This is a genomic window from Paraburkholderia sp. Ac-20336 (assembly GCF_017105025.1).
In the GTDB taxonomy this organism is placed as follows: Bacteria; Pseudomonadota; Gammaproteobacteria; order Burkholderiales; family Burkholderiaceae; genus Paraburkholderia.
The window spans coordinates 13304-39016 of sequence record NZ_JAAGPS010000071.1; the positions used below are offsets into that span (position 1 = coordinate 13304).

The following is a 25713-nucleotide window of genomic DNA, read 5'->3' on the forward strand; positions in this document are numbered from 1 at the left end:
CAGATTAAAGGAAAGACCATGAAAGAAGGCATTCACCCGGATTACCGCGAAGTCCTGTTCATCGACATGTCGAACGACTTCAAGTTCGTGACGCGCTCGACCATCCAGACGCGTGAAACCGCCGAATTCAACGGCAAGACCTACCCGCTCGCAAAGATCGAAGTGTCGTCGGAATCGCATCCGTTCTACACCGGCCAGCAAAAGATCATGGACACGGCAGGCCGCGTCGAGAAGTTCAACAAGAAGTTCGGCGCACGCGCTTCGGGCAAGGCAGCAAAGTAATACCGCATCGTCGCCGGCCTCAGGCCGGCAGCGAAGCAAAAAAAGGGCAGCGCGAGCTGCCCTTTTTCGTATCGCCTGCTTTCGCCTGCGTTTGGGCACGCGTTTGTGTCCGATTCTGTGTCCGATCTTGTAGCCGCTTCCGCTCACCGCCCTGCTCACTGCCACACGCTCCTTGGCGTTCCCGCGCGCGTACTCCGCTCGCGCCACCGCTATCGCCACTGTTACAGCACGCACAAGGACGTTGCCGGCCGTTACCGCCCGTGACGCGCATCGTACGGCACGTCTACAATGCCGGATGCTCGAGACGGGCCCCTGACCCGCCGGCCCGCTCCGGCTGCATCGCCTATCCAATACCGACACACCGCATGAGACCTGTCGTTCGCCTCACTGCCTCAGCAACCAGTGCCTTGCCGCGCTGGCTGCTGCTGACCATCTGTATCGTCTATGCATCGTTCGGCCTGTTCGGCCGCGACCCGTGGAAGAACGAGGACGCAGCCGGCTTCGGTGTCATGTGGACCATGGCGAACGGCGGCGCCCACGACTGGCTGCTGCCGAACCTCGTCGGCAAATATATGACCGAGGACGGCCCGCTCGGCTACTGGCTCGGCGCCAGTGCGATCCGCGTGCTCGCGCCGTGGGTCGATGCGAGCAACGCCTCGCGCGTATTCACGGGCCTGCTGTTCTGCGCGGGCTGCGCGTTCGTCTGGTATGCCGCTTACCTGCTCGGCCGGCGCGCCGAGGTCCAGCCGTTCAAATATGCGTTCGGCGGCGAGCCGGAACCGCGCGACTACGGCCGCACGCTCGGCGACGGCGCGCTGCTGATCCTGCTCGCATGCTTCGGCCTCGCCGAGCGCGGTCACGAAACCACGCCGCAACTCGCGCAGTTCGTCTGCATCGCAATGCTCGTGTACGGCCTCGTGCGCATGATCGACAAGCCGATCCAGGGCGCGCTGATCTGGGGTCTCGCGATCGGCCTCGTCACGCTCGCGAGCAGTCCCGTGCTGGTCGGCGCGCTGCTGCTCGGCACGCTCGCGATGACGCTGATCGTGCGCGAAACGCGCTCGCGCTGGCTGCTGCTCGCGGGTCTGCCGGTCGCGCTCGTGCTCGCGATATCGTGGCCGATCATCGCCATCGCCGCCTTCCCCGACGACGCCGTCTGGTACCTGAACCAGTGGGTCCACGTCAGCCTGATTTCGTTCGCGGGGCCGCCCGGCTCGGTCGCCGCCTATGCGCTGAAAAACCTGCCGCTCTTCACCTGGCCCGCATGGCCGCTCGCGCTGTGGTCGTGGTTCAGCTGGAAGGGGCTGCGCCGTGCGCCGCACGTGGCGATTCCACTTTCGGTGATCGGTCCGCTCTTCGTGCTCGTCGTGCTGCAAAGCCATCAGTCGAACCGGCTCTACATGCTGTTGCTGCCGCCGCTCGCGGTGCTGGCGACCTTCGCGCTGCCGACGCTCAAGCGCGGCGCGATCAACGCGATCGACTGGTTCGCACTGTTGAGCTTCACGATTCTCGGCAGCTTCGTGTGGCTCGTGTACGTGGCCAGCCTCACCGGTTTTCCGCATCCGCTCGCGCGCAATCTGGCTCGGCTCGCGCCGGGCTTCGTGCCGCAGTTCAAGATTCTCTCGTTCGTGTGCGCAGTGGCCGTGACGGTGTGCTGGTTCGTGCTCGTGCGCTGGCGTCTCGCGCGTCATCCGAAGGTGCTGTGGCGCAGCGTCGTGCTCTCGAGCGCCGGCACCACGCTGATGTGGGTGCTGCTGATGACCCTCTGGCTGCCGGTCGTCAACTACAGCCGGACCTACCGCGACGTCGCGCAACAGATCGCGAGCCATCTGCCCGAGGACTACACCTGCATCTCGCCCGTGCGGCTCGGCAATGCACAGATCGCGACCTTCGCGTATTTCGGCGACATGCACTTCGCGTTCGACCAGGACTGCGACGTGATCCTGCGCCAGGACACGCAGGAGTATGGTGATCCGAGCGCGATGCCTGACTACATCTGGAAGCTCGTCTGGGAAGGCCGCCGCGCCGCCGACCGCGACGAACGCTTCCGCCTGTACGTGCGCATCGACCGTCCGAAGCCGCCGCCCGGCAAGCGGCGCGGCTGGCGCAAGAGGCTCGACTGACGATGTTCGCCGACATACGGAAAATCGCCGCGCTCGCGTGGCCCGTATTGATCGGCCAACTGGCGATCATCGCCTTTGGCGTGATCGATACGGCGATGGTCGGCCGCTACTCGGCCATCGATCTGGCCGCGCTCGGTCTCGGTTCGTCGATCTACGTGTCGGTCTATATCAGCCTGACCGGCATCCTCACCGCATTGCAGCCGATTGCCGCGCAGCTCTACGGCGCGCGCCGCCATGGCGAGATCGGCGAGGAAGTGCGCCAGTCGTTCTGGCTCGCCGCCGCGCTGACCGTGATCGGCTTTCTGATCCTGTTCTTTCCGGGGCCGCTGCTGGCACTCTCCCGCGTGCCCGAGGCGCTGCACGAACGCACGCTCGCGTATCTGCGGATTCTCGCATTCGGCCTTCCGGCCGGCCTCGCGTTTCGTGTCTATGGTTCGATCGCCAATGCGCTCGGCAAACCTCGGCTCGTGATGTTTCTGCAAATCGGCGCGCTGCTGCTCAAGATCCCGCTCAATACGTGGCTCATTTTCGGCGGCCTCGGTGTGCCAGCGCTCGGCGGTCCCGGCTGCGCGCTCGCGAGCACCGCGATCAACTGGGGGCTCGCCGTGCTCGGCATGCTGCTGCTCGTGCGCGTCGACGTGTTCAGGCCGCTCGGCATCTTCACGCACTTCTGCTGGCCAGTCTGGAAGCGTCAGGTGGCGCAGTTGCGGCTCGGCATTCCGATGGGTCTGTCGTACCTGATCGAAGTCACCTCGTACACGTTCATGGCGCTCTTTATCGCGCGCTTCGGCACGACGACGCTCGCGGGGCATCAGATCGCCGGCAATATCGGCGCGGTGCTCTACATGACACCGCTGTCGATCGGCATCGCATCGTCGACGCTCGTCGCCCAGGCGCTCGGTGCGCATAAGCCGGACGCGGCGCGCACGCTGTCGCGTCACGGCATCGCGATGGCGGTGGCGATCGCCTGCTGCTATGGCGCGCTCGTGCTTCTGCTGCGGCCGTATATCGTCGACGGTTATACGACCGACGCGCAGGTCGCGGCGAAGGCGTTGCCGCTCGTGCTGATCGTCGTCTGCTATCACCTGTTCGATGCGTTGCAGATCTCGACCGCGTTCGTGTTGCGCGCCTACAAGGTGGCGGTCGTGCCGACCGTGATCTATGCGGTTGCGCTGTGGGGCGTCGGGCTCGGCGGCGGCTACCTGCTCGGCTTCGATACGACCGGCGTCACGCCACCGTGGCTGACCGGCGCGCGCGGCTTCTGGGTCGCGAATACGGCGAGTCTCGCGCTGGCCGGGATCGGCCTGTTCGTGTACTGGCGCTTCGTGAGCCGGCGGCATGTGCGCGAAGCCGTGGGAATGAAGGTGGATTCGGCTGCGCGATAAAGCGGCTGTGGGTGGCTGCGTGTGGTTGCGGGTAGGATCGGGAGAAAGCGGAGTTTGAATCGGAAGATTCAAACGGCAACGGCGAATTCTCGCAACGACGGCTTCAAGGAGACTATGCAAACCCTGCTATCCGGCTGGCAAAAAGTTTAAATATTGTCCGCCGCGATTTACTTGTCTCGAAACGATCGGTATAAATCGTCCGCGTTCGCAAATAAGGGCCGGCGATTTGTTCTATGCTTAAGCGCAGCGCCGCTCGACAGAATGCGTCGTCCGTTCCCGGCTAACTTTTTTTGCCCTCAATGGAGTGCTTGCCATGCTGAAGAAGCTTTTAATGCTTTGCGTTGCTGTGGCTTTGTCGCTGTCGGCCGGTTTTGCCGCAGCCGTTGAAGTGAATTCCGCCGATCAGGCGGGGCTTGAATCGGTCAAGGGCATCGGCCCCGTGCATGCGAAAGCGATCATCGACGAGCGGACCAAAAACGGCCCGTTCAAGGATGCCGATGATCTCGCCGCGCGGGTGAAGGGCATCGGCACCAAATCGGTCCAGAATCTCGAAGCGGCCGGCCTGACGATCAACGGCTCGTCCGCGCCGCCGACCGGCGCGAAGGCATCCACGAAATCGGCCAGCACGAAGGCCGCACCGGCAGCGGCTCCGGCTGCGACCACGGCGGCTCCCGCGCCGACCACCGCCGCACCCGCGGCTACGACCGCAGCACCGGCACCGGCTGCCACGACCGCACCGGCCGCGCCCACGCAAGCGTCCGCGGCGAAACCGTCGAAGTCGAAGAAGAAGAGCAAAGCCGCCGCAGCCGAGGCAGCGGCCGCATCGGCACCGGTAGCCGCTGCGAGCGCGCCGGCTGCCGCATCCGGCACCAAGGCCTCGAAGAAGAAGGCGAAGAAGAGCAAGGCGGCATCGGCCGCCGCGGCTTCCGGCGCATAACGCTGCCGCAGACGTACCGAAGCCCTACCGCAGCAACGCATCGAGCAGCACGAGCAGCAACACGCCAGGACGTGGCCGGCGGCATCGCGAATCCATGCTGCAAGGCCGTGCTTCAGGCCCGCGCAACACGCGAACGAATGCAGACGATTCACGCGTAACGTGCGTGGCCAAGCCGCCCGCCACCGTTCTTCCGTTTCAACGTGCCGCGCAACCGCGCGGCGCTTTCACCCGCCAGGCCGCCATGCGCGCGCCGGCATTCAAGAGAGACCGTCATGAGCCTACTCGACACTATCGGTTCCCTGATTGGCAAGTCGCCCGAAGGCGGCGGCCAGCAAGCGCTGATCGCAGCCGCGCTCGAATTCGTCAACAACCAGCCGGGCGGCCTGAACGGCCTGGTCCAGCGCTTCCAGGAAAAGGGCCTCGGCGACGTCGTGTCCTCGTGGGTCGGCAACGGCGAGAACCAGCCGATCGCCGCCGATGCGCTGCATGGCGTGCTCGGCTCGGAAGCCGTGACCAGCCTCGCCGCGAAGGCCGGCATCCAGCCCGATCAGGTGACGGGCCTGCTCTCGCAGATCCTGCCGCACGTCGTCAACGCGGCCACGCCGGAAGGCGAAGTGCCGGCCAGCGGCCAGTTGAACACGACCTCGGTGCTCGGCGCGCTCGGCGGCATCGCGTCGCTGCTCGGCAACAAGGGCAACGCTTAAGCGCGGCGATTCGCTCGCAACCCGGAACCCGCGGCGCGCGCCCAAGCCCGCGGGCAAAAAAAAGCGGCAACGAAGTTTCCTTCGTTGCCGCTTTTTCATTGCGGCGGCGGGAGCCGCTCGATCAACGCCCCGCCAACCCTGCTACCCGGCGTGACAAGAGCACACCGCGCTCAATGCACGACGCGGTCGAACACCAGTTTGCCGTCTTCCATTTCGACCGGAATCACATCCTTCGGACCGAACTTGCCGGCCAGAATCAGCTTCGCGATCGGGTTCTCGATCTCCTGCTGGATCGCGCGCTTCAACGGCCGCGCGCCGAACAGCGGGTCGTAGCCGACCTTGCCGATGTGTTCGAGCGCCGCGTCCGATACCACCAGTTGCATGTCGAGCTTGGCAAGCCGCTCGTGCAGTCGCTGCAACTGAATCCGCGCGATCGACTGGATGTTCGAGCGATCGAGCGCATGGAACACGACGACGTCGTCGATCCGGTTCAGGAACTCGGGCCTGAAGTGCAGCTTCACCTCTTCCCACACGGCGTCCTTCACCGTTTCCTGCGACTCGCCGACCATCGACTGGATCACCTGCGAACCGAGGTTGGAGGTCATCACGATCACCGTGTTCTTGAAGTCGACGGTGCGGCCCTGGCCGTCGGTCATGCGGCCGTCGTCGAGCACCTGCAGGAGCACGTTGAACACGTCCGGATGCGCCTTCTCGATCTCGTCGAGCAGGATCACGCTATACGGCTTGCGGCGCACGGCCTCGGTCAGATAGCCGCCTTCCTCGTAGCCGACGTAGCCCGGCGGCGCGCCGATCAGACGCGCGACGCTGTGCTTCTCCATGAACTCGCTCATGTCGATACGAATGAGGTGCTCTTCCGAATCGAACAGGAACGACGCCAGCGCCTTGCACAGCTCGGTCTTGCCGACGCCGGTCGGTCCGAGGAACAGGAACGAGCCATACGGACGGTTCGGGTCCGACAGACCCGCGCGCGAGCGGCGGATCGCATCGGCGACCGCGTTGATCGCCTCGTCCTGGCCGACCACGCGCTCATGCAGCTTCGACTCGATCTGCAACAGCTTCTCGCGCTCGCCCTGCATCATGCGCGACACCGGAATACCGGTGGCACGCGAGACGACCTCGGCAATTTCTTCCGCCCCCACCTGCGTGCGCAGCAGACGCGGACGCTTCGGACTGTTCTGCTCTTCGGCTTCGGCGCGCGTCACTTCCTTCAGTTGCGCTTCGAGCCCCGGCAGCTTGCCGTACTGCAATTCGGCGACCTTTTCGAGCTTGCCCTCGCGCTGCAAACGCGTGATTTCCGCGCGCGTCTTCTCGATCTCTTCCTTCAGTTGCGCGCTGCCCTGCACCGTGGCTTTTTCGGCGGTCCAGATTTCGTCGAGGTCCGAATATTCGCGGTTCAGGCGCTCGATTTCCTCTTCGATCAGTTGCAGACGCTTCTGCGAGGCTTCGTCCTTTTCCTTCTTCACCGCTTCGCGTTCGATCTTCAGCTGGATCAGGCGACGGTCGAGCCGGTCCATCTCTTCCGGTTTCGAGTCGATTTCCATCTTGATCTTCGAGGCGGCTTCGTCGATCAGATCGATCGCCTTGTCCGGCAGGAAGCGGTCCGTGATGTAGCGATGCGACAGCTCGGCCGCCGCAACGATCGCCGGGTCGGTGATGTCGACGCCGTGGTGCAGCTCATAGCGCTCCTGCAAGCCGCGCAGGATCGCGATAGTCGCCTCGACCGACGGCTCGTCCACCAGCACCTTCTGGAAGCGGCGTTCGAGCGCGGCATCCTTCTCGATGTACTTGCGGTATTCGTCGAGCGTCGTTGCGCCCACGCAATGCAGTTCGCCGCGCGAGAGCGCCGGCTTCAGCATGTTGCCCGCGTCCATCGCGCCCTCGGCCTTGCCGGCGCCGACCATCGTGTGAATCTCGTCGATAAAGACGATGGTTTGCCCTTCGTCCTTGGCGATGTCGTTGAGCACGGCCTTCAGGCGCTCCTCGAACTCGCCGCGATATTTGGCTCCCGCGAGCAGCGCGGCCATGTCGAGCGACAGCACGCGCTTGTTCTTCAGCGTTTCCGGCACTTCGCCGTTGACGATGCGCTGCGCGAGCCCTTCGACGATCGCGGTCTTGCCGACGCCCGGCTCGCCGATCAGCACCGGATTGTTCTTGGTGCGGCGCTGCAGGATCTGGATCGAGCGGCGGATTTCGTCGTCGCGGCCGATCACAGGGTCGAGCTTGCCGGCGCGGGCGCGCTCGGTCAGGTCGATCGTGTATTTCTTGAGCGCCTCGCGCTGGCTTTCGGCGTCCTGGCTATGCACCTGCGAGCCGCCGCGCACCGCGGCGATCGCGGTTTCGAGCGCCTTGCGCGACAGGCCGTGCTCGCGCGCGAGACGGCCGGCCTCGCCCTTGTCGTCGGCGACCGCGAGCAGGAACATCTCGCTCGCGATGAACGTGTCGTTGAGCTTCTGCGCTTCCTTGTCGGCCTGATTCAGCAGACCGGTCAGTTCGCGGCCGATCTGCACGTTGCCGTCGGTGCCACGCACTTGCGGCAGCCGCGTGATCGCGTCGTTCAACGCGTTGAGCAGCGGCTGCACGTGCACGCCGGCACGCGAGAGCAGCGAGCGCGCGGAACCGTCCTGCTGCGCGACGAGCGCCGACAGCACGTGGACCGGTTCGATGTACTGATTGTCATGACCTACAGCCAGGCTCTGGGCATCCGCCAGGGCTTCCTGGAATTTAGTGGTGAGTTTGTCGATTCTCATCAAGAGACCTCCAGTTTCGATTACCACCAAAATGAGGCGTTTTATTGGAGTTTCAAGCGCTTTTTTGGCCTCGGGCGCAACTATTTAACATTTGAGCGAAAGAACCGACGTGATCGCGCCCCACTGCGGCGGCCTGGCGGGTTGTCGACCCGCCTGGGTGCTGGATCTGGCGCGAACTCGCCCGCTTCGGCTGACTTTTTTGTCCGGCTGGTTTGGCTGCGGCGAACGCCGGGCTGCGGATGCTGGGCTGCCACCGCGTGCGATCGCTGTTACCGGCAAAAGGCCCGAAGCTGGTCGCCGAGGCCGGGAAAAGCCGTAAACGGCGCCTGCGGTTGCGCGATTTCGTCGATCGTATAGTGATTGGATGCGACAAGGAAGGCCCGGCTCGCCGCTTCGCGCGCAGCGCGCGGGCGGCATGGCGAAGTCATCGTTGCAAGGCTGCGGCAAACGGCCCCAGGCTTGCCGGGGATCACCGCCGCGCCCTAAGATGCATGGCTGGCGGCGCCGAGCCTCGTGTCATGTCCGGCAAGCTTTAATCTTTTGTATGCCAAGCAAGGTATTCGCAGCGTGCTTCCGATCGTTGCGGAAACACTGGCGTACCGCCCCCGGCGCCCTCGTCGCGGCTGGCGTAAAAACGCCACTGCGGGGCCTGCCGGTCGGCAGCCGTTCGCGGCACGGCAACGCCCCGCCTTGCTCAGCAACCGAATTTTTCTGGAATTTGCATGAATCCGTCTTTTCCCGCCACGCCGCCGGTCGAGCGCGCGGCCGAACCCACCGAGGCGAATATCCGCGAGCTCGTCTACGGCTTTTACGATCGCGTGCGCGCCGATGCGCTGCTGGGTCCCGTCTTCGATGCGAAGCTCGCGGGCCGCTGGGACGATCACCTGCCGAAGATGTGCACGTTCTGGGGCTCGCTCGTGCTCGGCGCGAAGCAGTATCGCGGCAATGTGCAGCAGGCGCACCAGCCGCTCGAAGGCATCGAGCCGCAGCATTTCAGCCGCTGGCTGTACCTGTTTCTCGATACCGTCGAATCTCGCTACCAGCCGGCCGCGGCGATCCGATTCATGGAACCGGCGCTGCGCATCGCGCAAAGTCTGCAGTTGAGCCGTTTTGGGTGGGACTACAAGATTCCGGCGGAGCAGCAGGCGCTGCTCGAACGCGTCGCGCCGAAACGCCGTCCGCGTGACGATGACGGCGATCATCCGGTCCGGCCCGCCGGCGAGCCGTTTCCGGTGCCGATTGTGGGCCGGTCGCGCGACGAGTGAGATGGGTTGCGCGGACGGTGGCGGTATTGCGGGCGCAGCCCGCAGTCAAGCAGGTCGCAAAGCGGTCCGCAACCAACGAGCCTCTACGCGCCCTTCCGGTTCCCCGACTCGATACCCCAGCGCGCCAGCGCCGCATCGTCGGTCACGCGCGCATCGACCCAGCGCTCGCCCGCGTCGGTTTTCTCTTTCTTCCAGAACGGCGCCTCGCTCTTCAGATAGTCCATCACGAACTCGCACGACGCAAACGCGTCGCCGCGATGCGCGGCCGTCGTCGCGACGAGCACGATCTGGTCGAGCGGATAGAGCTGGCCGACCCGATGCACGATCAGCACCTCGATGCCCGGCCAGCGCTCGCGCGCGCGCTCGACGATCGCTTCCAGCGACTTCTCCGTCATGCCCGGATAGTGTTCGAGCTCCATCGTCTCGACCGCGCTGCCTTCGTTCAGGTCGCGTACCGTGCCGACGAAACACGCAACCGCGCCGATCTTCGGATTGCGCGCGCGCAACGCGGCCACCTCGGCGCTGAGGTCGAAGTCTTCGGTCTGGACGCGAACGGGCATGAGCGGCTCCTCGGGCTTTTACCGCGTGTGCGCGGCGAATCGATGCGCACGCGGCCTAGAACCGCGCGGCGTCGAAGGTGGCTGCAAAGTGGTTGCAAAGCAGGCGGCAAGCACGCCCTAGCCGCCCGTGACGGGCGGAAAGAACGCGACCTCGCAGCCCTCGGTAATGCGGGTGCTCGCATCGGTCATCACATGATTGCAGGCCATGCGCAGCGCGCGGCCCTCGGCGAGCGTTTCGGCCCAGATGCCGCCGCGCACGCGCAGCCAGGCGCGCACGTCGCCGACGGTCGCCACGCCATCGGGCACGTCGACGGTTTCGTCGGACCGGTTGAGCGCTTCACGCACGCTCGCAAAGTATCGGAGTTCAATCTTCATCGGAATGCCGCCGGCGCCGCCACGGATGCGGCGGCGGCCCGGCCTCAGTTCAGCAGTTCGGAAAACGGAATGAAGCGCACGGTTTCGCCGGCGCTGATCGCGTGATTCGGCGGATTGTCGATCAGGCCGTCGCCCCACACGGTCGACGTCAGCACGGCCGAGCTTTGATTCGCAAACAGATCGAGCCCGCCCGCCGCGTTGACGCGCGCGCGCAGAAACTCGTTGCGCCGATCGGCCTTGGCTTGCGTGAAGTCGGCGCGCAGCGACAGCGCGCGCGGCACGACCGCCTGCACGCCGGCCAGCCGCAGCACGAACGGCCGCACGAACAGCAGGAACGTCGCGAAGCTCGACACCGGATTGCCGGGCAGGCCGATGAAAAACGTTTCGGCCGCCGTGGGAGTCGCGGACGCTGCCGAAGCCGCCGACGCCACCGATGAAGATGCCTCAGCCCCCACGGATGCCGCACCCTCCGCTCCCGCCGCGCGGCGCACCGCGCCGAACGCGAGCGGCTTGCCCGGCTTCATCGCGATCTGCCACATCGACAGACGCCCTTCCGCCTCGACCGCCGGCTTCACGTGATCTTCCTCGCCGACCGACACGCCGCCGCACGTGAGAATCAGGTCATGCGCCCGCGCGGCTTCGCGCAGCGTCGCGCGGGTCGCCTCAAGCCGATCGGCGACGATGCCGTAGTCGGTGACTTCGCAGCCGAGCTTTTCGAGCAGCCCGCGCAACGTGAAGCGATTCGAGTTGTAGATCGCGCCCGGCTTCAGCGGCTCGCCCGGCATCGTCAGTTCGTCGCCGGTGAAAAACACGGCGACCTTCACGCGCCGCCGCACCGCGAGCCGCGCGCAACCGACCGAAGCCGCGAGCCCGAGCGCCTGCGGCGTGAGCCGCGTGCCGGCCGGCAGGATCACCGCGCCCTGGCGAATGTCGGCGCCCTGCGCCGTGATCCATTCGCCCGTCTGCGGACGATGCACGATCGTGACTTCGTCGCCGGCCGCTTCGGTCTGCTCCTGCATCACGACCGCGTCCGCGCCGGGCGGCACCGTCGCGCCGGTGAAGATGCGCGCCGCCGTGCCGGACTGAAGCGGCGCCGGCGCATGGCCGGCCGGGATGCGTTGCGAGACCGGCAGGCGGCTGCCGTGCGCGAGATCGGCGAGGCGGACCGCGTAGCCGTCCATCGCGCTCGTGTTCATCGGCGGGACGTCGAGCGGCGACGTGACGTCGGCGGCGAGCACGCGGTTCAGCGCGTCGAGCGTCGGCAGCGTTTCGATACCGTCGATCGGGCGCGCTGCGTCGAGCAGGATCGCCAGCGCATCGGCAGTGGCGAGCATGGGAGCGCGGGGCGTTGGTGTGGACATCTCGGAGTTCGAAGCCGCAGGTTAAAAGAATATTGTAGCGGCCGACGCCATCGGCGCGGGCGGTCTCGCGCGACGCAGCGCTTTTTGTCTTTCTCGACGCCCGGCCGAGAGGGTGCACGGCCGGCGTGTTTTCGCGGCACATGCGCCGCGTCGCCTGGCGGGGAGCCTGGAGAGAAGTCTGAAGAGAAGCGGCGCGCCTCGTGAGATGCCGCCGCCCCCCCTTATTCGCCGGTATTCGCGACGATAAAGTCCTTCACGCGCTGCGCATCCGCCGGCACGACCTCGAAGCGCTGCGGCAGCGACTCGAGCCCCGAGAATGCCGCCGGCCGCTCCGGTTCGCGCAGCAGCGCCTCGCGGATCGTCTCGCCGAACTTGATCGGCTGCGCGGTCTCGAGCACGATCATCGGAATGCCCGCTTGCAGATGCTCGCGCGCGACCTTCAAGCCGTCGGCCGTGTGCGTATCGATCATCGTGTCATAGCGCTCGAACACGTCGCGGATCGTCTCGACGCGCGTGTCGTGGCTGCTGCGGCCGGACACGAAACCGAACTGCTTCACGCGCGCGAAATCGCCGCTTGCCGCGAGGTCGAAACCGCCCTTCTCCTCGACGTCGCGGAACAGTTGCAGCACGCGCGCCGGATCGCGGCCGAGCAGATCGAACACGAAGCGCTCGAAATTCGACGCCTTCGAGATGTCCATGCTCGGGCTGCTCGTGTGATACGTCTCGGCCGCCTTGCGCACGCGGTAGATGCCGGTGCGGAAGAACTCGTCGAGCACGTCGTTCTCGTTGGTCGCGACCACGAGCTTCTCGATCGGCAGCCCCATCATGCGCGCGATGTGACCCGCGCACACGTTGCCGAAGTTGCCCGACGGCACCGTAAACGACACGCGCTCGTCGTTGCTCTGCGTCGCGGCGAAATAGCCCTTGAAGTAGTAGACGACCTGCGCGACGACCCGCGCCCAGTTGATCGAGTTGACCGTGCCGATCTTGTACTTCGCCTTGAACGCGTGATCGTTCGAGACTGCCTTGACGATGTCCTGCGCGTCGTCGAACACGCCTTCCACCGCGAGGTTGAAGATGTTCGGGTCTTGCAGGCTGTACATCTGCGCGGTCTGGAACGCGCTCATCTTTTTGTGCGGCGACAGCATGAACACGCGGATGCCCTGCTTGCCGCGCATCGCATATTCGGCGGCACTGCCGGTGTCGCCCGAGGTCGCGCCAAGAATGTTCAGCGTTTCGCCGTGCTTCGCCAGCGCGTACTCGAACAGGTTGCCGATCAGCTGCATCGCCATGTCCTTGAACGCGAGCGTCGGCCCGTTCGAGAGCTCCAGCAGCGACAGCGGCGCGCCGTTCTCGACGCCGAGCGTCTTCAGCGGCGTAATCTGCGCGGCGCTTTCGTCGTCGCGCACGTTGCAGTAGGTCGCGGCCGTGTAGGTCTTGCGCGTGAGCGCGCGCAGGTCTTCCGCGGGAATGTCGTCGCAGAACTTCGCGAGGATCTCGAACGCGAGGTCCGCGTACGGCAGCGTGCGCCAGCGCGTCAGTTCGTCCTGCGTGACACGCGGGTACTCGGCCGGCAGATACAGGCCGCCGTCTTTCGCGAGACCACCGAGCAGGATGTCGGAGAAGGTATGGCGCTCGCCGGCTCCGGCGCCGCGCGTGGAAAGGTAGTTCATAGTTCGGCCTAGTTCAGCGCTTCCATGCGCAGCTTCGTGACTTGCGAGACGACGGTCTTGAGCGCCTCGATCGACCTGATCGCGGCGTTGACCTGCTTTTCGACCGTTTCGTGCGTGATCAGCAGGATGTCGGTTTCGCCCTTGCCCTTCGCGTCGACGAACTCCGACTCCTTTTGCAGCAGCGCGTCGATCGAAATGCCGGTATCGGCCAGGATGCGCGTGATGTCGGCGAGCACGCCCGTTACGTCGGCGACGCGCAGGCGCAGGTAGTAGCCGCTCGTCACCTCGTCGATCGGCAGGATCGGCGTGTTCGACAGACTATCGGGCTGGAACGCGAGATGCGGCACGCGGTGCTCGGGGTCGGCCGTGTGCAGGCGCGTCACGTCGACCAGATCGGCGACCACGGCGGACGCCGTCGGCTCCGCGCCCGCGCCCTTGCCATAGTAGAGCGTCGTGCCGACCGCGTCGCCGTGCACGACGACCGCGTTCATCGCGCCTTCCACGTTGGCGAGCAGGCGCTTTTCCGGAATCAGCGTGGGATGCACGCGCAATTCGATGCCTTTATCGGTGCGGCGCGTGATGCCGAGCAGCTTGATGCGGTAGCCGAGTTCCTCGGCGTATTTGATGTCGATCGCGGCGAGCTTGCTGATGCCCTCGACGTAAGCCTTGTCGAACTGCACCGGCACGCCGAACGCGATCGCGCTCATGATCGTCGCCTTGTGCGCGGCGTCGACGCCTTCGATGTCGAAGGTCGGGTCCGCTTCCGCGTAGCCGAGATCCTGCGCGGCCTTCAGCGCGGTCGCGAAATCGAGCCCGCGGTCGCGCATCTCCGAGAGGATGTAGTTGGTCGTCCCGTTGATGATGCCGGCGATGTACTGGATGCGGTTCGCCGTGAGCCCTTCGCGCAGCGCCTTGATGATCGGAATGCCGCCCGCCACCGCCGCCTCGAACGCGACCATCACGCCGTTCGCGCGCGCCGCCTCGAAAATCTCGGTGCCGTGCACCGCGAGCAGCGCCTTGTTGGCCGTGACCACATGCTTGCCGTTGTTGATCGCGCGCAGCACGAGTTCGCGCGCGATGCCGGTACCGCCGATCATTTCCGCGACGATCGCGATCGAGGGATCGTCGACCACCGCATTGAAGTCGTCGCTCAGCGCCACGCTGCCGGCTGCGCCGCCGAGCGCGGCAGTCGCCTTGGCCGGGTTGCGCACGGCAATGCGCACAATCTCGATGCCGCGGCCCGCGCGACGTTTGATTTCTTCCTGATTGCGGCGCAGTACCGTGAAGGTGCCGCTGCCTACCGTGCCGAAGCCCAGCAGTCCAACTTTGATCGGTTCCATGCAGCGTGTGTTTCTAGTAGAGGTTTGAAAAGGGTAGCGGGAACGGCGCGCGCCACATCGTACGCGCGGCCGGTTCAGGCTGTATGACGTTTGCGGTAGCCGTCGAGGAAGCGCGCGATCCGGTTGATCGAATCCGCGAGGTCGTCGACGTTCGGCAGGAACACGACGCGGAAGTGATCCGGCGTTTTCCAGTTGAAGCCGGTGCCCTGCACGAGCAGCACGCGCTCTTCGAGCAGCAGGTCGAGGATGAACTGCTGGTCGTTCTGGATCGGATACACCTTCGGGTCGAGGCGCGGGAACATGTACAGCGCCGCCTCCGGCTTCACGCAGCTCACGCCCGGAATCGCCGTCAGCATCTCGTAGGCGAGTTCGCGCTGCTTGTAGAGCCGCCCGCTCGGCACGATCAGGTCGTTGATGCTCTGGTAGCCGCCAAGCGCGGTCTGGATCGCGTACTGGCCCGGCACGTTCGGGCACAGGCGCATCGACGCGAGAATGCCGAGCCCTTCGAGATAGTCTTTCGCGAGCCGGCGGTTCTCGCCGGTCAGGCCCGAAATCGCCATCCAGCCGGCGCGATAGCCGCACGAGCGGTAGCTTTTCGAGAGGCTGTTGAAGGTGACCGTCAGCACGTCTTCGGAGAGCGAGGCCAGTGCCGTGTGGCTCTTGCCGTCGTAGATGATCTTGTCGTAGACCTCGTCGGCGAAGATCACGAGGCCGTGCTGGCGCGCGATCTCGATGAGGCCGAGCAGCAGTTCGTCCGAATACAGCGCGCCGGTCGGGTTGTTCGGGTTGATCACGACGAGCGCGCGCGTGTTCGGCGTGATTTTCGCGCGGATGTCGTCGAGATCGGGCATCCAGCGGTTCGACTCGTCGCAGATGTAGTGCACCGGCGTGCCGCCCGCGAGGCTCACGCCGGCGGTCCACAGCGGGTAGTCGGGTGCCGGCAGCAGCACTTCGTCGCCGTCGTTGACGAGGCCCTGCAGCGCCATCACGATCAGCTCGGACGCGCCGTTGCCGATGTAGATGTCGTCGAGCTCGACGCCCTGCACGCCCTTTTGCTGCGTGTAGTGCATGATCGCCTTGCGCGCCGAGAACACGCCCTTCGAATCGGAGTAGCCGGACGAACCGGGCAGATTCAGGATCATGTCCTGAATGATCTCGTCCGGCGCCTCGAAGCCGAACGGCGCCAGATTGCCGATGTTCAGCTTGATGATGCGATGGCCCTCTTCTTCGAGCCGCTTCGCGTGTTCGAGGACGGGCCCGCGAATGTCGTAGCAGACATTCAGCAATTTGTTGGATTTGAGAATCGGTTTCACGGCGGGCACTTCATCCTGGTTGATGGCTTGGGCAAACCCTGGGGCAAACGGGCCCGGCTGACGCCGCCGGGCCGCGCAGATTCGCCACTACGGGATTCAGACGCGGCAGCGCCGGCGACGGCCGCCAGCCGCGGATTGGTCGATCTTTCGGGCCACCGCGGGCGGCGCGAGCAGGAACCAAGCAACGGGAAAAGCCGCCGAAAGCGCGCGGCGAACGCACGCGACGCCAACGCAGGTAGCCGGTGGGCCACGCCGACGCGCTCGGGCGCGGCTTGTGGCGACACATGAGCAAGGGGCGCCGCAAGGCGGCTAAAAAGTTATAATTTAGCGGATTTTGGCCGACTTCCGCAATGCACCAACCGCAACGGCAAGCCTTTTCGGCCGCTTCCGTGCCTCATGCGCATCGATCACGTGCATCGAACCGCGCCGGCCGCGCCGCATCCGGCAAGGCCGCCCACAGGCATGATGTCTCACGACGACTTCGGAAAACCAATTTGAAATTACATCAGGATTCCAGCGGCGCGCTGAACACCGTCACCGGCTACGGCGCCAACTACGTCGAAATCAATCTGGTGCGTCATACGGGCAGCATTCTCGTGCTGCCGGACGGACCGGTCATTCCCTGGCCCGTGTCGTCCTTCGGGCAACTGAGCGCCGAGCACTTCGCGATGCTGAGCGACGCCGCGCCCGAAGTGGTCGTATTCGGCAGTGGCGAGAAGCTGCGCTTCCCGCATCCGCGCCTGACCGCCGCGCTCACCGCGCAGCGCATCGGCGTCGAAACGATGGACTTCAAGGCCGCCTGCCGCACCTACAACATTCTGATGGCCGAGGGCCGCAAGGTCGCGGCCGCGTTGCTGATCGAAGCCTAGCCCGGCGCGGCACGGCAATGCCGCGCCCGCCGTCACCGCGCCCCGTCCCCGGCGGGCCGCGACTCACCGCGCCGGCGCGACCGGCCGCCATTTCAAGAACAACGACGCCGCGCCGTCCAGCGCGGCGCCGCCAGAAAGGTTGACATTCATGAACGATACGCCGTCGAGGCTACCGCTCAATCGCACCGCGATCCTCTTGCTGGTGCTGGCTCTCGCCGTGATCTGGTTCGTGCCGCTCGGCTGGCGGCATCTGCTGCCGAGCGACGAGGGCCGCTACGCCGAAATGGCGCGCGAGATGTTCCTGACCGGCGACTGGATCACGCCGCGCTACAACGCCTACAAGTATTTCGAGAAGCCGCCGCTGCAAACCTGGGCGAACGCGCTCACCTTCGCCTGGTTCGGCATCGGCGAATGGCAGGCGCGGCTCTACACCGCGCTGACGGGCTTCGCCGGCGTGCTGCTGCTCGGCTTCACCGGCGCGCGCGTGTTCAACGCGGCGAGCGGCGTGTTCGCGGCGCTCGTGCTGGCCTGCTCTCCATACTGGAACCTGATGGGCCACTTCAACACGCTCGACATGGGCCTGTCGTTCTGGATGACGCTCACGCTGTGCGCGCTGCTGCTCGCCCAGCGGCCCAATCTACCGACCTCGTGCGTGCGCGGCTGGATGTGGGTGTGCTGGGCCTCGATGGCGCTCGCGGTGCTCTCCAAGGGCCTCGTCGGCCTGATCCTGCCGGGCGCCGTGCTCGTGATCTACACGCTGATCGCGCGCGACTGGGCGCTCTGGAAGCGCCTGCATCTGGTGAGCGGCCTGATCGTCTTTTTCGCGATCGTGACGCCGTGGTTCGTGCTCGTGCAGGAGCGCAATCCCGAGTTCCTGAACTTCTTCTTCATCGTCCAGCAGTTCGAGCGCTATCTGACGCCCGAGCAGAACCGGCCCGGCCCGTTCTACTACTTCGTGCCGGTGCTGCTGGTGGGCTTCCTGCCGTGGCTGTCGGTGACGTTCCAGAGCGTGCGCCACGCGTGGTGCCAGCCGCGCCAGCCGAACGGCTTCGCGCCGGTCACGCTGATGCTCACGTGGATCGTCTTCATCTTCCTGTTCTTCAGTGCGTCGCATTCGAAGCTGCTGTCCTACACGCTGCCGATCGCCCCGCCCATCGCGATGCTGATCGGCATGTACCTGCCGCTCGTCACGCGCGACCAGCTGCGCCGCCATCTGGCCGGCTATGCGCTCTTTTTCGTGGTCGGCGCGTTTGCGGCGCTGTTCCTGCCGCGCTTCGGCACGGCGCGCAATCCCACCGAGCTGTACGTGGCGTTTCGCGTGTGGGTGCTCGCCGCGCTGGCCGTCGCGTTCGTGTTCACATTGTTCGCGCTGTGGCTGAACCGCCGCGACCCGAACGGCCGGCACGCCGGCCTCGGCGCGCTCGCCGCCTTCGGTGCGGCATGGCTGCTGCTCGCCACGATCGCCGGCACCGGCCACGATGTGTTCGGGCGCCTCAGCTCGGGCGCGCCGCTCGCGCCGCCGATCCGCGCGCAGCTCGCGAAGCTGCCGGCCGATACGCCGTTCTACTCGGTCGGCGTGCTCGACCACACGCTGCCGTTCTATGTCGGCCACACGATGATCATGGTCGAACATCCGGACGAACTCGCGTTCGGCGTCTCGGTCGAGCCGCAGAAATGGGTGCCGACCGTCGATGCGTGGATCGAGCGCTGGAAGGCCGACCGTTACGCACTCGCGCTGATTCCGCCGCCGACCTACGACCGGCTGCTCAAGCAGGGCCTGCCGATGCAGGTAATCGCGCGCGATGCGCGCCGCGTGGTGGTGATGAAGCCGCTCCCGGCCGCGCCAGCCAAACCGCAACCCTGACCCCCACTCTGGACCCCCACGCTCGATGAACCCGATTTCCCTCTTCTGCATCCTCGCCGGCGTCACGCTGAACGCCGGCGCGCAGCTGCTGCTCAAGGCCGGCACGAATGCCGTTGGACACTTCGAATTCACCCGTGCGAACATCCTGCCCATCGGCTTCAAGCTCGCGACCCAGCCGCCGATCATCGGCGGGCTCGCCTGCTACGTGGTCAGCGTGGCGGTGTGGATCGTCGGGCTCTCGCGCGTGGACGTATCGATCGCCTATCCGATGCTCTCGCTCGGCTACGTCGTCAACGCGCTCGCCGCGTGGTATCTGTTCGGCGAAGTGATGTCGGTGCAGAAGCTGGTCGGCATCGGCATCATCCTCGTCGGCGTGGTCGTGCTCGCGCGCAGCTAGGCGCAACGCCCCGGCAGCGGCTTGCCGGGCACGTTCTATTACCGTTTATTGCCCGCGCCGGCCATGCGGCACGCGCCCGGCCAGGCAACCTTGCAGGAAGCCATCAGGAACCTGAGCGGCGCGCGCGCCGCCTAAGCGAGACGTAAGGTTCGGCGCGTTAAGCTATGAGGTTTCGTTTTTCTCGCCGCGGACTTGGGTTTGTGCGTGGTTTGTGGTTTACTTCGCGCCCTTCGGGCTGCACCCCTTTCAATCGAGCGATGCATTCATGAGCCAGTCAACCGTCCCGTTTTTGCCGTTTGTCAAACCCGAGATCGATGAGGAAACGATCGAGGGCGTCGCCGAGGTGCTGCGTTCCGGCTGGATCACCACCGGCCCGCAGAACCAGAAGTTCGAGGCCGCGCTCTCCGAGTTCTGCGGCGGCCGGCCGGTGCGCACCTTCAATTCCGGCACCGCGACGCTCGAAATCGGGCTGCGCATCGCGGGCGTGGGCCCCGGCGACGAAGTCATCACGACGCCGGCAACGTGGGTCTCGACCAGCAACGTCATCATCGAAACCGGCGCGACGCCGGTGTTCGTCGACATCGACCCGGTCACGCGCAACATCGACCTCGATCTGCTCGAAAAGGCGATCACGCCGCGCACCAAGGCGCTGCTGCCGGTCTATCTGTCCGGCCTGCCGGTCGACATGGACCGCCTCTACGCGATCGCCCGCGCGCACCAGCTGCGCGTGATCGAAGACGCCGCGCAGGCGTTCGGCTCCAGCTGGAACGGCGAGCGCATCGGCAAGCTCGGCGACATCGTCTCGTTCAGCTTCCACGCAAACAAGAACCTCACCTCGATCGAGGGCGGCGCGCTCGTCCTCAACAACGAGGAAGAGGCGGTGCTCGCGCAGAAGTACCGCTTGCAGGGCATCACGCGCACCGGCTTCGACGGCATGGACTGCGACGTGCTCGGCGGCAAGTACAACCTGACGGACGTCGCGGCGCGCGTCGGCCTCGGCCAGCTGCCGCATCTCGCGCGCTTCCTCGCGCAGCGCAGGAAACTCGCGCGCGCGTACTTCGCGGGCTTCGAGGGCGGCGCGGCGCTCAGGCTCGGCGTCGGCCTGCCGTGCGCCGATTTCGAGAACAGCAACTGGCACATGTTCCAGATCACGCTGCCGCTCGAGCGGCTCTCGCTCGACCGCGCCGGCTTCATGGGCCAGTTGAAGGAGCGCGGCATCGGCTCGGGCGTGCACTACCCGGCGATCCACCTGTTCACGCTGTATCGCGCGCGCGGCTTCAGGGAAGGCATGTTCCCGCACGCGGAGCGCTTCGGCGCCGCCACCGTCACGCTGCCGCTCTTCACGCTGATGAACGAAGGCGACGTCGAGCGCGTGTGCCGCGCGGTCAACGAAATTTGCGAACAATACGGAAAATAAGCGGACATGACTTATTCGGAACATCGCGCCGTCGCACCGGAAGTGTCGATCATCATTCCGGTGTACAACGAGGAAGCCGGCCTGGCGGCGCTGTTCGCGCGCCTCTATCCGGCGCTCGACGCGCTCGGCACCCGTTATGAAGTGATCTTCATCAACGACGGCAGCCGCGACAAATCCCCCGCGCTGCTCGCCGAGCAGTTCCGCGCGCGGCCCGACGCGACCCGCGTGATCCTGCTGAACGGCAACTACGGCCAGCACATGGCGATTCTCGCGGGCTTCGAGCAATCGCGCGGCGACATCGTCATCACGCTCGACGCCGACCTGCAGAATCCGCCCGAGGAAATCGCCAAGCTCGTCGCGAAGATGCGCGAGGGCTACGACTACGTCGGCACGATCCGCATGCAGCGCCAGGACAGCCTGTGGCGCCGCAAGGCCTCGCGCGCGATGAACCATCTGCGCGAACGCATCACGCGCATCAAGATGACCGACCAGGGCTGCATGCTGCGCGCGTACAGCCGCCACATCGTCGATACGATCAACCGCTGCGGCGAGATCAACACGTTCATTCCGGCGCTCGCGTACACGTTCGCGCAGAACCCGGTCGAGATCGAGGTCGCGCACGAGGAGCGCTTCGCCGGCGAGTCGAAGTACTCGCTCTATTCGCTGATCCGCCTCAATTTCGACCTCGTCACCGGCTTTTCGGTGGTGCCGCTGCAATGGCTGTCGTTCATCGGCGTGATCCTGTCGCTCGGCTCCGCGGCGCTGTTCGTGCTGCTGCTGATTCGCCGCTTCATCATCGGCGCGGAAGTGCAAGGCGTGTTCACGCTGTTCGCCATCACGTTCTTCCTGCTCGGCGTCATCATCTTCGCGCTCGGGCTGCTCGGCGAATACATCGGCCGGATCTATCAGCAGGTGCGCGCACGGCCGCGCTACCTGGTGCAGACCATACTCGAGGAACGCAACGGCACGGCCGTCGCCGAAGCGCCGCGTCAAAGCGTCGTGCAGGGCGTGCAGCCGGCGCCGCTCGCCGATCAGGGGCGTGAGCCATGAAGCCGCGTGCCGTCGTATTCGCGTATCACAACGTCGGCGTGCGCTGCCTGCAGGTGCTGCTCGCGCGCGGCGTCGAGATGGCGCTCGTCGTCACGCACGAGGACAACCCGAGCGAAAACATCTGGTTCGGCAGCGTCGCTTCGGTCGCGGCCGAGCACGACATTCCCGTTCTCACGCCGGCCGATCCGAAAAGCCCCGAGCTACGCGCCGCGGTGAGCGCCGCGCGGCCGGACTTCATTTTCTCGTTCTACTACCGCCACATGCTGCCGGTCGACCTGCTCGCGATCGCCGCGCGGGGCGCCTACAACATGCACGGCTCGCTGCTGCCGAAGTATCGCGGCCGCGTGCCGACCAACTGGGCGGTGCTCAACGGCGAGACCGAAACCGGCGCGACGCTGCACGAGATGGCTGCCAAACCCGACGCGGGCGCGATCGTTGCGCAAACACCGGTGCCGATCCTGCCCGACGACACCGCCGCGCAGGTGTTCGACAAGGTCACGGTCGCGGCCGAGCAAACCTTGTGGCGCGTGCTGCCGGCGCTGCTCGCGGGCGAGGCACCGCATCTGCCGAACGATCTCGCGCACGGCAGCTACTATGGCGGGCGCAAGCCCGAAGACGGCCGCATCGACTGGAAGCAGTCGGCGCAACAGGTCTATAACCTGATCCGGGCAGTCGCGCCCCCCTATCCGGGCGCGTTCACCGACCTGAACGGCCGGCGCCTGATCGTCGCGCGCGCCCGCCTGGCCGCGCCCGGCGCGCTTCGCTCGGATTTGCCGCCGGGCCTGCACGTAAGCGATAATGCCGTTTTCGCGATCTGCGGCGATGGCCGAGCGATCGCCATCCACGAATTGCGGCATCAGCACGGCGGCAGCGAGACTGTCGTCACTCCGGCGGAATTCGCCCAGCTATTCCAAACTCATTCATGAAAAAAGTCCTGATTCTGGGTGTGAACGGCTTCATCGGCCACCACCTGTCCAAGCGCATTCTCGAGACGACCGACTGGGAAGTGTTCGGGATGGACATGCAGACCGAACGTCTGGGCGACCTCGTCAATCACGAGCGGATGCACTTCTTCGAAGGCGACATCACGATCAACAAGGAATGGGTCGAATATCACATCAGGAAGTGCGATGTGATCCTGCCGCTCGTCGCGATCGCCACGCCCGCCACCTACGTGAAGCAGCCGCTGCGCGTGTTCGAGCTCGACTTCGAGGCGAACCTGCCGATCGTGCGTTCGGCCGTCAAGTACGGCAAGCACCTCGTGTTTCCGTCGACCTCCGAGGTCTACGGCATGTGCACGGACGAGCAGTTCGATCCGGAAGAGTCGGTGCTGTCGTACGGCCCGATCAACAAGCCGCGCTGGATCTACGCCTGCTCGAAGCAGCTGATGGACCGCGTGATCTGGGGCTACGGCATGGAGGGCCTGAACTTCACGCTGTTCCGTCCGTTCAACTGGATCGGCCCGGGCCTCGACTCGATCTACACGCCGAAGGAAGGCAGCTCGCGCGTGGTCACGCAGTTCCTCGGCCATATCGTGCGCGGCGAGAACATCAGCCTCGTCGACGGCGGCGCGCAGAAGCGCGCGTTCACCGACATCGACGACGGCATCAGCGCGCTGATGAAGATCATCGAGAATAAAAACGGCGTGGCCACCGGCAAGATCTACAACATCGGCAACCCGACCAATAATTTCTCGGTGCGCGAGCTCGCGCACAAGATGCTCGCGCTCGCGGCCGAATTCCCCGAATACGCGGAAATGGCCCGCCAGGTGCAGCTCGTCGAGACGTCGTCGGGCGCGTACTACGGCACCGGCTACCAGGACGTGCAGAACCGCGTGCCGAAAATCGACAACACGATGCAGGAACTCGGCTGGGCGCCCACCTCGACCTTCGACGAAGCGCTGCGCAAGATTTTCGAGGCCTATCGCGGCCACGTCGCCGAAGCCCGCGCGCTCGTCGAACAGCAATAAGGGCGCGTCCTTGGCTCGCATCGTCCTGAAGATCGACATCGACACGCTGCGCGGCACCCGCGAAGGCGTGCCGAATCTCGCCCGCATCTTCGACCGCTTCAAGGCCCGCGCCACGTTCCTGTTCAGCCTCGGACCCGACCACACCGGCTGGGCCATGCGCCGCGTACTGCGGCCGGGCTTTCTGAAGAAGGTGTCGCGCACCTCGGTGGTCGAGCACTACGGCGTGAAGCAGCTGCTGTACGGTGTGCTGCTGCCCGGTCCCGACATCGGCGCGAAGGCGGCCGCCGAGATGCGCGCGATCCACGAGGCCGGTTTCGAGTGCGGCATTCATACGTGGGACCACGTGTACTGGCAGGACAACGTGCGCGCGAAAGACCGCGCGTGGACCGTCGCGCAGATGCAGCAGAGCCACGACCGTTTCGCGGAGATATTCGGCGCGCCGCCCATCACCCACGGCGCGGCGGGCTGGCAGATGAACGGCCACGCGTTCGCGCAGATCGACGCGTGGGGCATGCGCTACGCGTCCGACGGCCGCGGCCGCTCGCCGTATCTGCCGGTGGTCGACGGCAAAACGCTCGCGCACGTGCAGATGCCGACCACGCTGCCCACGCTCGACGAAGTGCTCGGCATCGACGGTGTCGACATTCACAACGTCGCCGCGTCGATGCTCAGACACACGGAAAACAATCCGCACGACCAGGTGTTCACGCTGCACGCGGAACTCGAAGGACAGAAGCTCGCGCCGGTGTTCGAACAGCTGCTCGAAGGCTGGCGCGCCCAGGGCCACACGTTCGCGACGATGGGCGATTATTACGCGACGCTAGACCGCGGCACGCTGCCATCGTACGCTGTTACATGGGGCGAAATTCCAGGGCGCTCCGGCGAGCTGATCGTCCAGCCCTGAACCAAGCGGCCGGGCCCGAGTGTCCGGCTGCCGCGCACAACCACGGCGCACCGCCCGCTCCCCAATAAAAGTCTCGACGACAGACCGGCCGACGCCGCGGCAGCAAGCCGGCACCGGCCACCACAACCGGAGAACCTCGTGTCCATCGCAGTCGACCAACCCATCCCCGACTTCACCGCCCCCGCGACCGGTGGCGAGATCACGCTGTCCAAACTGCGGGGCAAAAAGGTGGTGCTGTATTTCTATCCGAAGGACAACACGCCGGGCTGCACGACCGAAGGCCTGCAATTCCGCGATCTGTACCCCAAATTCAGGAAGGCGGGCGCGGAAATCATCGGCGTGTCGCGCGACAGCCTGCGCTCCCATGACAACTTCAAGGCCAAGCTCGAACTGCCCTTCCCGCTGATTTCGGATCAGGAAGAAAAGCTGTGCGCGCTCTTCGCCGTCATCAAAATGAAGAAAATGTATGGCAAAGAAGTACGGGGAATCGAGCGCTCCACGTTCCTCATCGACGCCAACGGCGTGCTGCGCCAGGAATGGCGCGGCGTAAAAGTGCCGGGCCACGTCGACGAAATCCTGGAGGCTGTACAAGCGCTTTGATGCGCGTTATATTGGGCCGCAATGAGTGCCTGTTCACCCCACATTTTTCTCCGCTGCGCCAGATCTGACGGCCGCTTGACCGGATCGACCGGAACCGTTCGGTTCGTGAGGCGCAACGCGAGCATCGTCGTCGAGCCGCCTGTCCCGAATGCCGGGACGGCGGCTTTTTTAATTGCGCGCAACCGTTCGTTCATCCGGTTGCGCGCTTCCGTCAAGGAGCCTATCGAAGACCAGGCGAACCGGCATCTCTAGACCGAATGCGCGCCTCCTCGCGCAAACTGTGTGTCCCATGAGGGCACCGGCAGAATGCGACGGGCGGCGCACGATATGTGACCCGATTATTTCGAGGGAAACCATGCCTTTGCCTACTCCCCCCAGCAAGCTCGGCAATCTTTTGTCGCCTGACGAATACAAGGCCAAAGCCGTCACGCCCGCGCGTTCCGCCGCGAAAAAACCGGCGCGTGAAGGGGAATCCGCAGAGTCGGCCGATTACGGCCGCGCCAACGTCGCCACCCCGATGGCGGATGCCGCCAACGCCGCCACCACGCTGCGGCCCG

At 65.5% G+C, this 25713-nt stretch carries 22 protein-coding genes and 1 pseudogene; 16 read left to right on the top strand and 7 right to left on the bottom strand.

Features of this window, described 5'->3' with window-relative positions:
* Positions 1-18 precede the first annotated feature (18 nt).
* The 5 genes from GXB81_RS19840 (at position 19) to GXB81_RS19860 (ending at position 5431) form a co-directional block, all read left to right on the top strand.
* Positions 19-282, top strand: coding sequence for a type B 50S ribosomal protein L31 (locus GXB81_RS19840; RefSeq protein WP_012400355.1), 264 nt, complete (start codon positions 19-21; stop codon positions 280-282).
* A gap of 365 nt (positions 283-647) precedes the next feature.
* Positions 648-2405 (top strand): glycosyltransferase family 39 protein, encoded by a 1758-nt coding sequence (locus GXB81_RS19845; RefSeq protein ID WP_205990133.1) that lies wholly within the window; start codon positions 648-650, stop codon positions 2403-2405.
* 2 nt (positions 2406-2407) lie between these two features.
* Complete coding sequence (locus GXB81_RS19850; protein WP_205990134.1) at positions 2408-3790, top strand: MATE family efflux transporter; 1383 nt, start codon at positions 2408-2410, stop codon at positions 3788-3790.
* 313 nt (positions 3791-4103) lie between these two features.
* Entirely contained in the window at positions 4104-4727 is a 624-nt protein-coding gene (locus tag GXB81_RS19855) for a helix-hairpin-helix domain-containing protein (protein WP_167038491.1), read from the top strand.
* A 272-nt stretch (positions 4728-4999) separates the two neighbouring features.
* Positions 5000-5431 carry a YidB family protein gene (locus GXB81_RS19860; RefSeq protein ID WP_167038493.1) on the top strand — a complete coding sequence of 144 codons (432 nt, stop codon included), beginning with the start codon at positions 5000-5002 and terminating at the stop codon, positions 5429-5431.
* 170 nt (positions 5432-5601) lie between these two features.
* On the opposite strand, the gene clpB is transcribed toward GXB81_RS19860, so the two are convergent.
* Complete coding sequence (gene clpB / locus GXB81_RS19865) at positions 5602-8199, bottom strand: ATP-dependent chaperone ClpB (protein ID WP_205990135.1); 2598 nt, start codon at positions 8197-8199, stop codon at positions 5602-5604.
* Positions 8200-8921: 722 nt separating this feature from the next.
* Between clpB and GXB81_RS19870 the strand changes: the two genes are divergently transcribed.
* Complete coding sequence (locus GXB81_RS19870) at positions 8922-9464, top strand: group III truncated hemoglobin (protein WP_167038497.1); 543 nt, start codon at positions 8922-8924, stop codon at positions 9462-9464.
* Between the two features lie 83 nt (positions 9465-9547).
* Here GXB81_RS19870 and GXB81_RS19875 read toward each other — a convergent pair whose 3' ends face one another.
* From GXB81_RS19875 to GXB81_RS19900, 6 genes are all read right to left on the bottom strand, one after another.
* Positions 9548-10024: a molybdenum cofactor biosynthesis protein MoaE gene (locus tag GXB81_RS19875; RefSeq protein ID WP_167038499.1), complete on the bottom strand. Its 477-nt coding sequence runs from the start codon at positions 10022-10024 to the stop codon at positions 9548-9550.
* A 117-nt stretch (positions 10025-10141) separates the two neighbouring features.
* Positions 10142-10399: a molybdopterin converting factor subunit 1 gene (gene moaD, locus GXB81_RS19880; RefSeq protein WP_167038501.1), complete on the bottom strand. Its 258-nt coding sequence runs from the start codon at positions 10397-10399 to the stop codon at positions 10142-10144.
* 44 nt (positions 10400-10443) lie between these two features.
* Positions 10444-11733 carry a gephyrin-like molybdotransferase Glp gene (gene glp, locus GXB81_RS19885; protein WP_205990136.1) on the bottom strand — a complete coding sequence of 430 codons (1290 nt, stop codon included), beginning with the start codon at positions 11731-11733 and terminating at the stop codon, positions 10444-10446.
* Between the two features lie 248 nt (positions 11734-11981).
* Positions 11982-13433 carry a threonine synthase gene (gene thrC, locus GXB81_RS19890; protein WP_205990137.1) on the bottom strand — a complete coding sequence of 484 codons (1452 nt, stop codon included), beginning with the start codon at positions 13431-13433 and terminating at the stop codon, positions 11982-11984.
* Positions 13434-13441: 8 nt separating this feature from the next.
* The gene (locus GXB81_RS19895) at positions 13442-14773 is read right to left on the bottom strand and encodes a homoserine dehydrogenase (protein WP_167038507.1); all 1332 of its coding nucleotides are present in this window, start codon (positions 14771-14773) and stop codon (positions 13442-13444) included.
* Between the two features lie 74 nt (positions 14774-14847).
* On the bottom strand, positions 14848-16095 hold the full coding sequence (locus tag GXB81_RS19900; RefSeq protein WP_167038509.1) for a pyridoxal phosphate-dependent aminotransferase: 1248 nt from the start codon (positions 16093-16095) through the stop codon (positions 14848-14850).
* Between the two features lie 485 nt (positions 16096-16580).
* On the opposite strand from GXB81_RS19900, the gene GXB81_RS19905 reads away from it, so the two are divergent.
* The 10 genes and pseudogenes from GXB81_RS19905 to GXB81_RS19950 form a co-directional block, all read left to right on the top strand.
* A complete protein-coding gene (locus GXB81_RS19905; RefSeq protein WP_205990139.1) occupies positions 16581-16955 on the top strand; it encodes an Mth938-like domain-containing protein in 375 nt (124 codons plus the stop codon).
* A 148-nt stretch (positions 16956-17103) separates the two neighbouring features.
* A complete protein-coding gene (locus GXB81_RS19910) occupies positions 17104-18819 on the top strand; it encodes a glycosyltransferase family 39 protein (RefSeq protein WP_205990140.1) in 1716 nt (571 codons plus the stop codon).
* A 25-nt stretch (positions 18820-18844) separates the two neighbouring features.
* On the top strand, positions 18845-19216 hold the full coding sequence (locus GXB81_RS19915) for an SMR family transporter (RefSeq protein WP_167038515.1): 372 nt from the start codon (positions 18845-18847) through the stop codon (positions 19214-19216).
* Positions 19217-19481: 265 nt separating this feature from the next.
* Positions 19482-20633, top strand: a complete 1152-nt coding sequence (locus GXB81_RS19920; RefSeq protein ID WP_167038517.1) for a DegT/DnrJ/EryC1/StrS aminotransferase family protein — start codon at positions 19482-19484, stop codon at positions 20631-20633.
* Positions 20634-20639: 6 nt separating this feature from the next.
* Positions 20640-21683 carry a glycosyltransferase gene (locus GXB81_RS19925; RefSeq protein ID WP_167284875.1) on the top strand — a complete coding sequence of 348 codons (1044 nt, stop codon included), beginning with the start codon at positions 20640-20642 and terminating at the stop codon, positions 21681-21683.
* Complete coding sequence (locus GXB81_RS19930; RefSeq protein ID WP_205990141.1) at positions 21680-22609, top strand: formyltransferase; 930 nt, start codon at positions 21680-21682, stop codon at positions 22607-22609. Before GXB81_RS19925 ends, GXB81_RS19930 begins: the two co-directional genes overlap by 4 nt.
* The gene (locus GXB81_RS19935) at positions 22606-23652 is read left to right on the top strand and encodes a bifunctional UDP-4-keto-pentose/UDP-xylose synthase (RefSeq protein ID WP_167284877.1); all 1047 of its coding nucleotides are present in this window, start codon (positions 22606-22608) and stop codon (positions 23650-23652) included. The genes GXB81_RS19930 and GXB81_RS19935 overlap by 4 nt, the downstream gene beginning before the upstream one ends.
* Before the next feature lie 10 nt (positions 23653-23662).
* Entirely contained in the window at positions 23663-24556 is an 894-nt protein-coding gene (locus tag GXB81_RS19940; RefSeq protein WP_205990142.1) for a polysaccharide deacetylase family protein, read from the top strand.
* A 138-nt stretch (positions 24557-24694) separates the two neighbouring features.
* A complete protein-coding gene (locus GXB81_RS19945; protein ID WP_167284880.1) occupies positions 24695-25156 on the top strand; it encodes a peroxiredoxin in 462 nt (153 codons plus the stop codon).
* A gap of 355 nt (positions 25157-25511) precedes the next feature.
* Positions 25512-25713: pseudogene (locus GXB81_RS19950) on the top strand (PhoH family protein); the annotation flags it as partial.

Excerpts from the sequence above, each read along its gene's own strand:
- GXB81_RS19855 (WP_167038491.1), top strand. The coding sequence starts at position 4,104 with ATGCTGAAGAAGCTTTTAATGCTTTGCGTTGCTGTGGCTTTGTCGCTG.
- GXB81_RS19870 (WP_167038497.1), top strand. The coding sequence starts at position 8,922 with ATGAATCCGTCTTTTCCCGCCACGCCGCCGGTCGAGCGCGCGGCCGAA.
- GXB81_RS19930 (WP_205990141.1), top strand. The coding sequence starts at position 21,680 with ATGAAGCCGCGTGCCGTCGTATTCGCGTATCACAACGTCGGCGTGCGC.
- GXB81_RS19840 (WP_012400355.1), top strand. The coding sequence starts at position 19 with ATGAAAGAAGGCATTCACCCGGATTACCGCGAAGTCCTGTTCATCGAC.
- thrC (WP_205990137.1), bottom strand. The coding sequence starts at position 13,433 with ATGAACTACCTTTCCACGCGCGGCGCCGGAGCCGGCGAGCGCCATACC.
- GXB81_RS19935 (WP_167284877.1), top strand. The coding sequence starts at position 22,606 with ATGAAAAAAGTCCTGATTCTGGGTGTGAACGGCTTCATCGGCCACCAC.
- GXB81_RS19915 (WP_167038515.1), top strand. The coding sequence starts at position 18,845 with ATGAACCCGATTTCCCTCTTCTGCATCCTCGCCGGCGTCACGCTGAAC.
- GXB81_RS19860 (WP_167038493.1), top strand. The coding sequence starts at position 5,000 with ATGAGCCTACTCGACACTATCGGTTCCCTGATTGGCAAGTCGCCCGAA.
- GXB81_RS19920 (WP_167038517.1), top strand. The coding sequence starts at position 19,482 with ATGAGCCAGTCAACCGTCCCGTTTTTGCCGTTTGTCAAACCCGAGATC.
- GXB81_RS19910 (WP_205990140.1), top strand. The coding sequence starts at position 17,104 with ATGAACGATACGCCGTCGAGGCTACCGCTCAATCGCACCGCGATCCTC.
- GXB81_RS19845 (WP_205990133.1), top strand. The coding sequence starts at position 648 with ATGAGACCTGTCGTTCGCCTCACTGCCTCAGCAACCAGTGCCTTGCCG.
- glp (WP_205990136.1), bottom strand. The coding sequence starts at position 11,733 with ATGCTCGCCACTGCCGATGCGCTGGCGATCCTGCTCGACGCAGCGCGC.
- GXB81_RS19925 (WP_167284875.1), top strand. The coding sequence starts at position 20,640 with ATGACTTATTCGGAACATCGCGCCGTCGCACCGGAAGTGTCGATCATC.
- moaD (WP_167038501.1), bottom strand. The coding sequence starts at position 10,399 with ATGAAGATTGAACTCCGATACTTTGCGAGCGTGCGTGAAGCGCTCAAC.
- GXB81_RS19875 (WP_167038499.1), bottom strand. The coding sequence starts at position 10,024 with ATGCCCGTTCGCGTCCAGACCGAAGACTTCGACCTCAGCGCCGAGGTG.
- GXB81_RS19850 (WP_205990134.1), top strand. The coding sequence starts at position 2,408 with ATGTTCGCCGACATACGGAAAATCGCCGCGCTCGCGTGGCCCGTATTG.
- clpB (WP_205990135.1), bottom strand. The coding sequence starts at position 8,199 with ATGAGAATCGACAAACTCACCACTAAATTCCAGGAAGCCCTGGCGGAT.
- GXB81_RS19895 (WP_167038507.1), bottom strand. The coding sequence starts at position 14,773 with ATGGAACCGATCAAAGTTGGACTGCTGGGCTTCGGCACGGTAGGCAGC.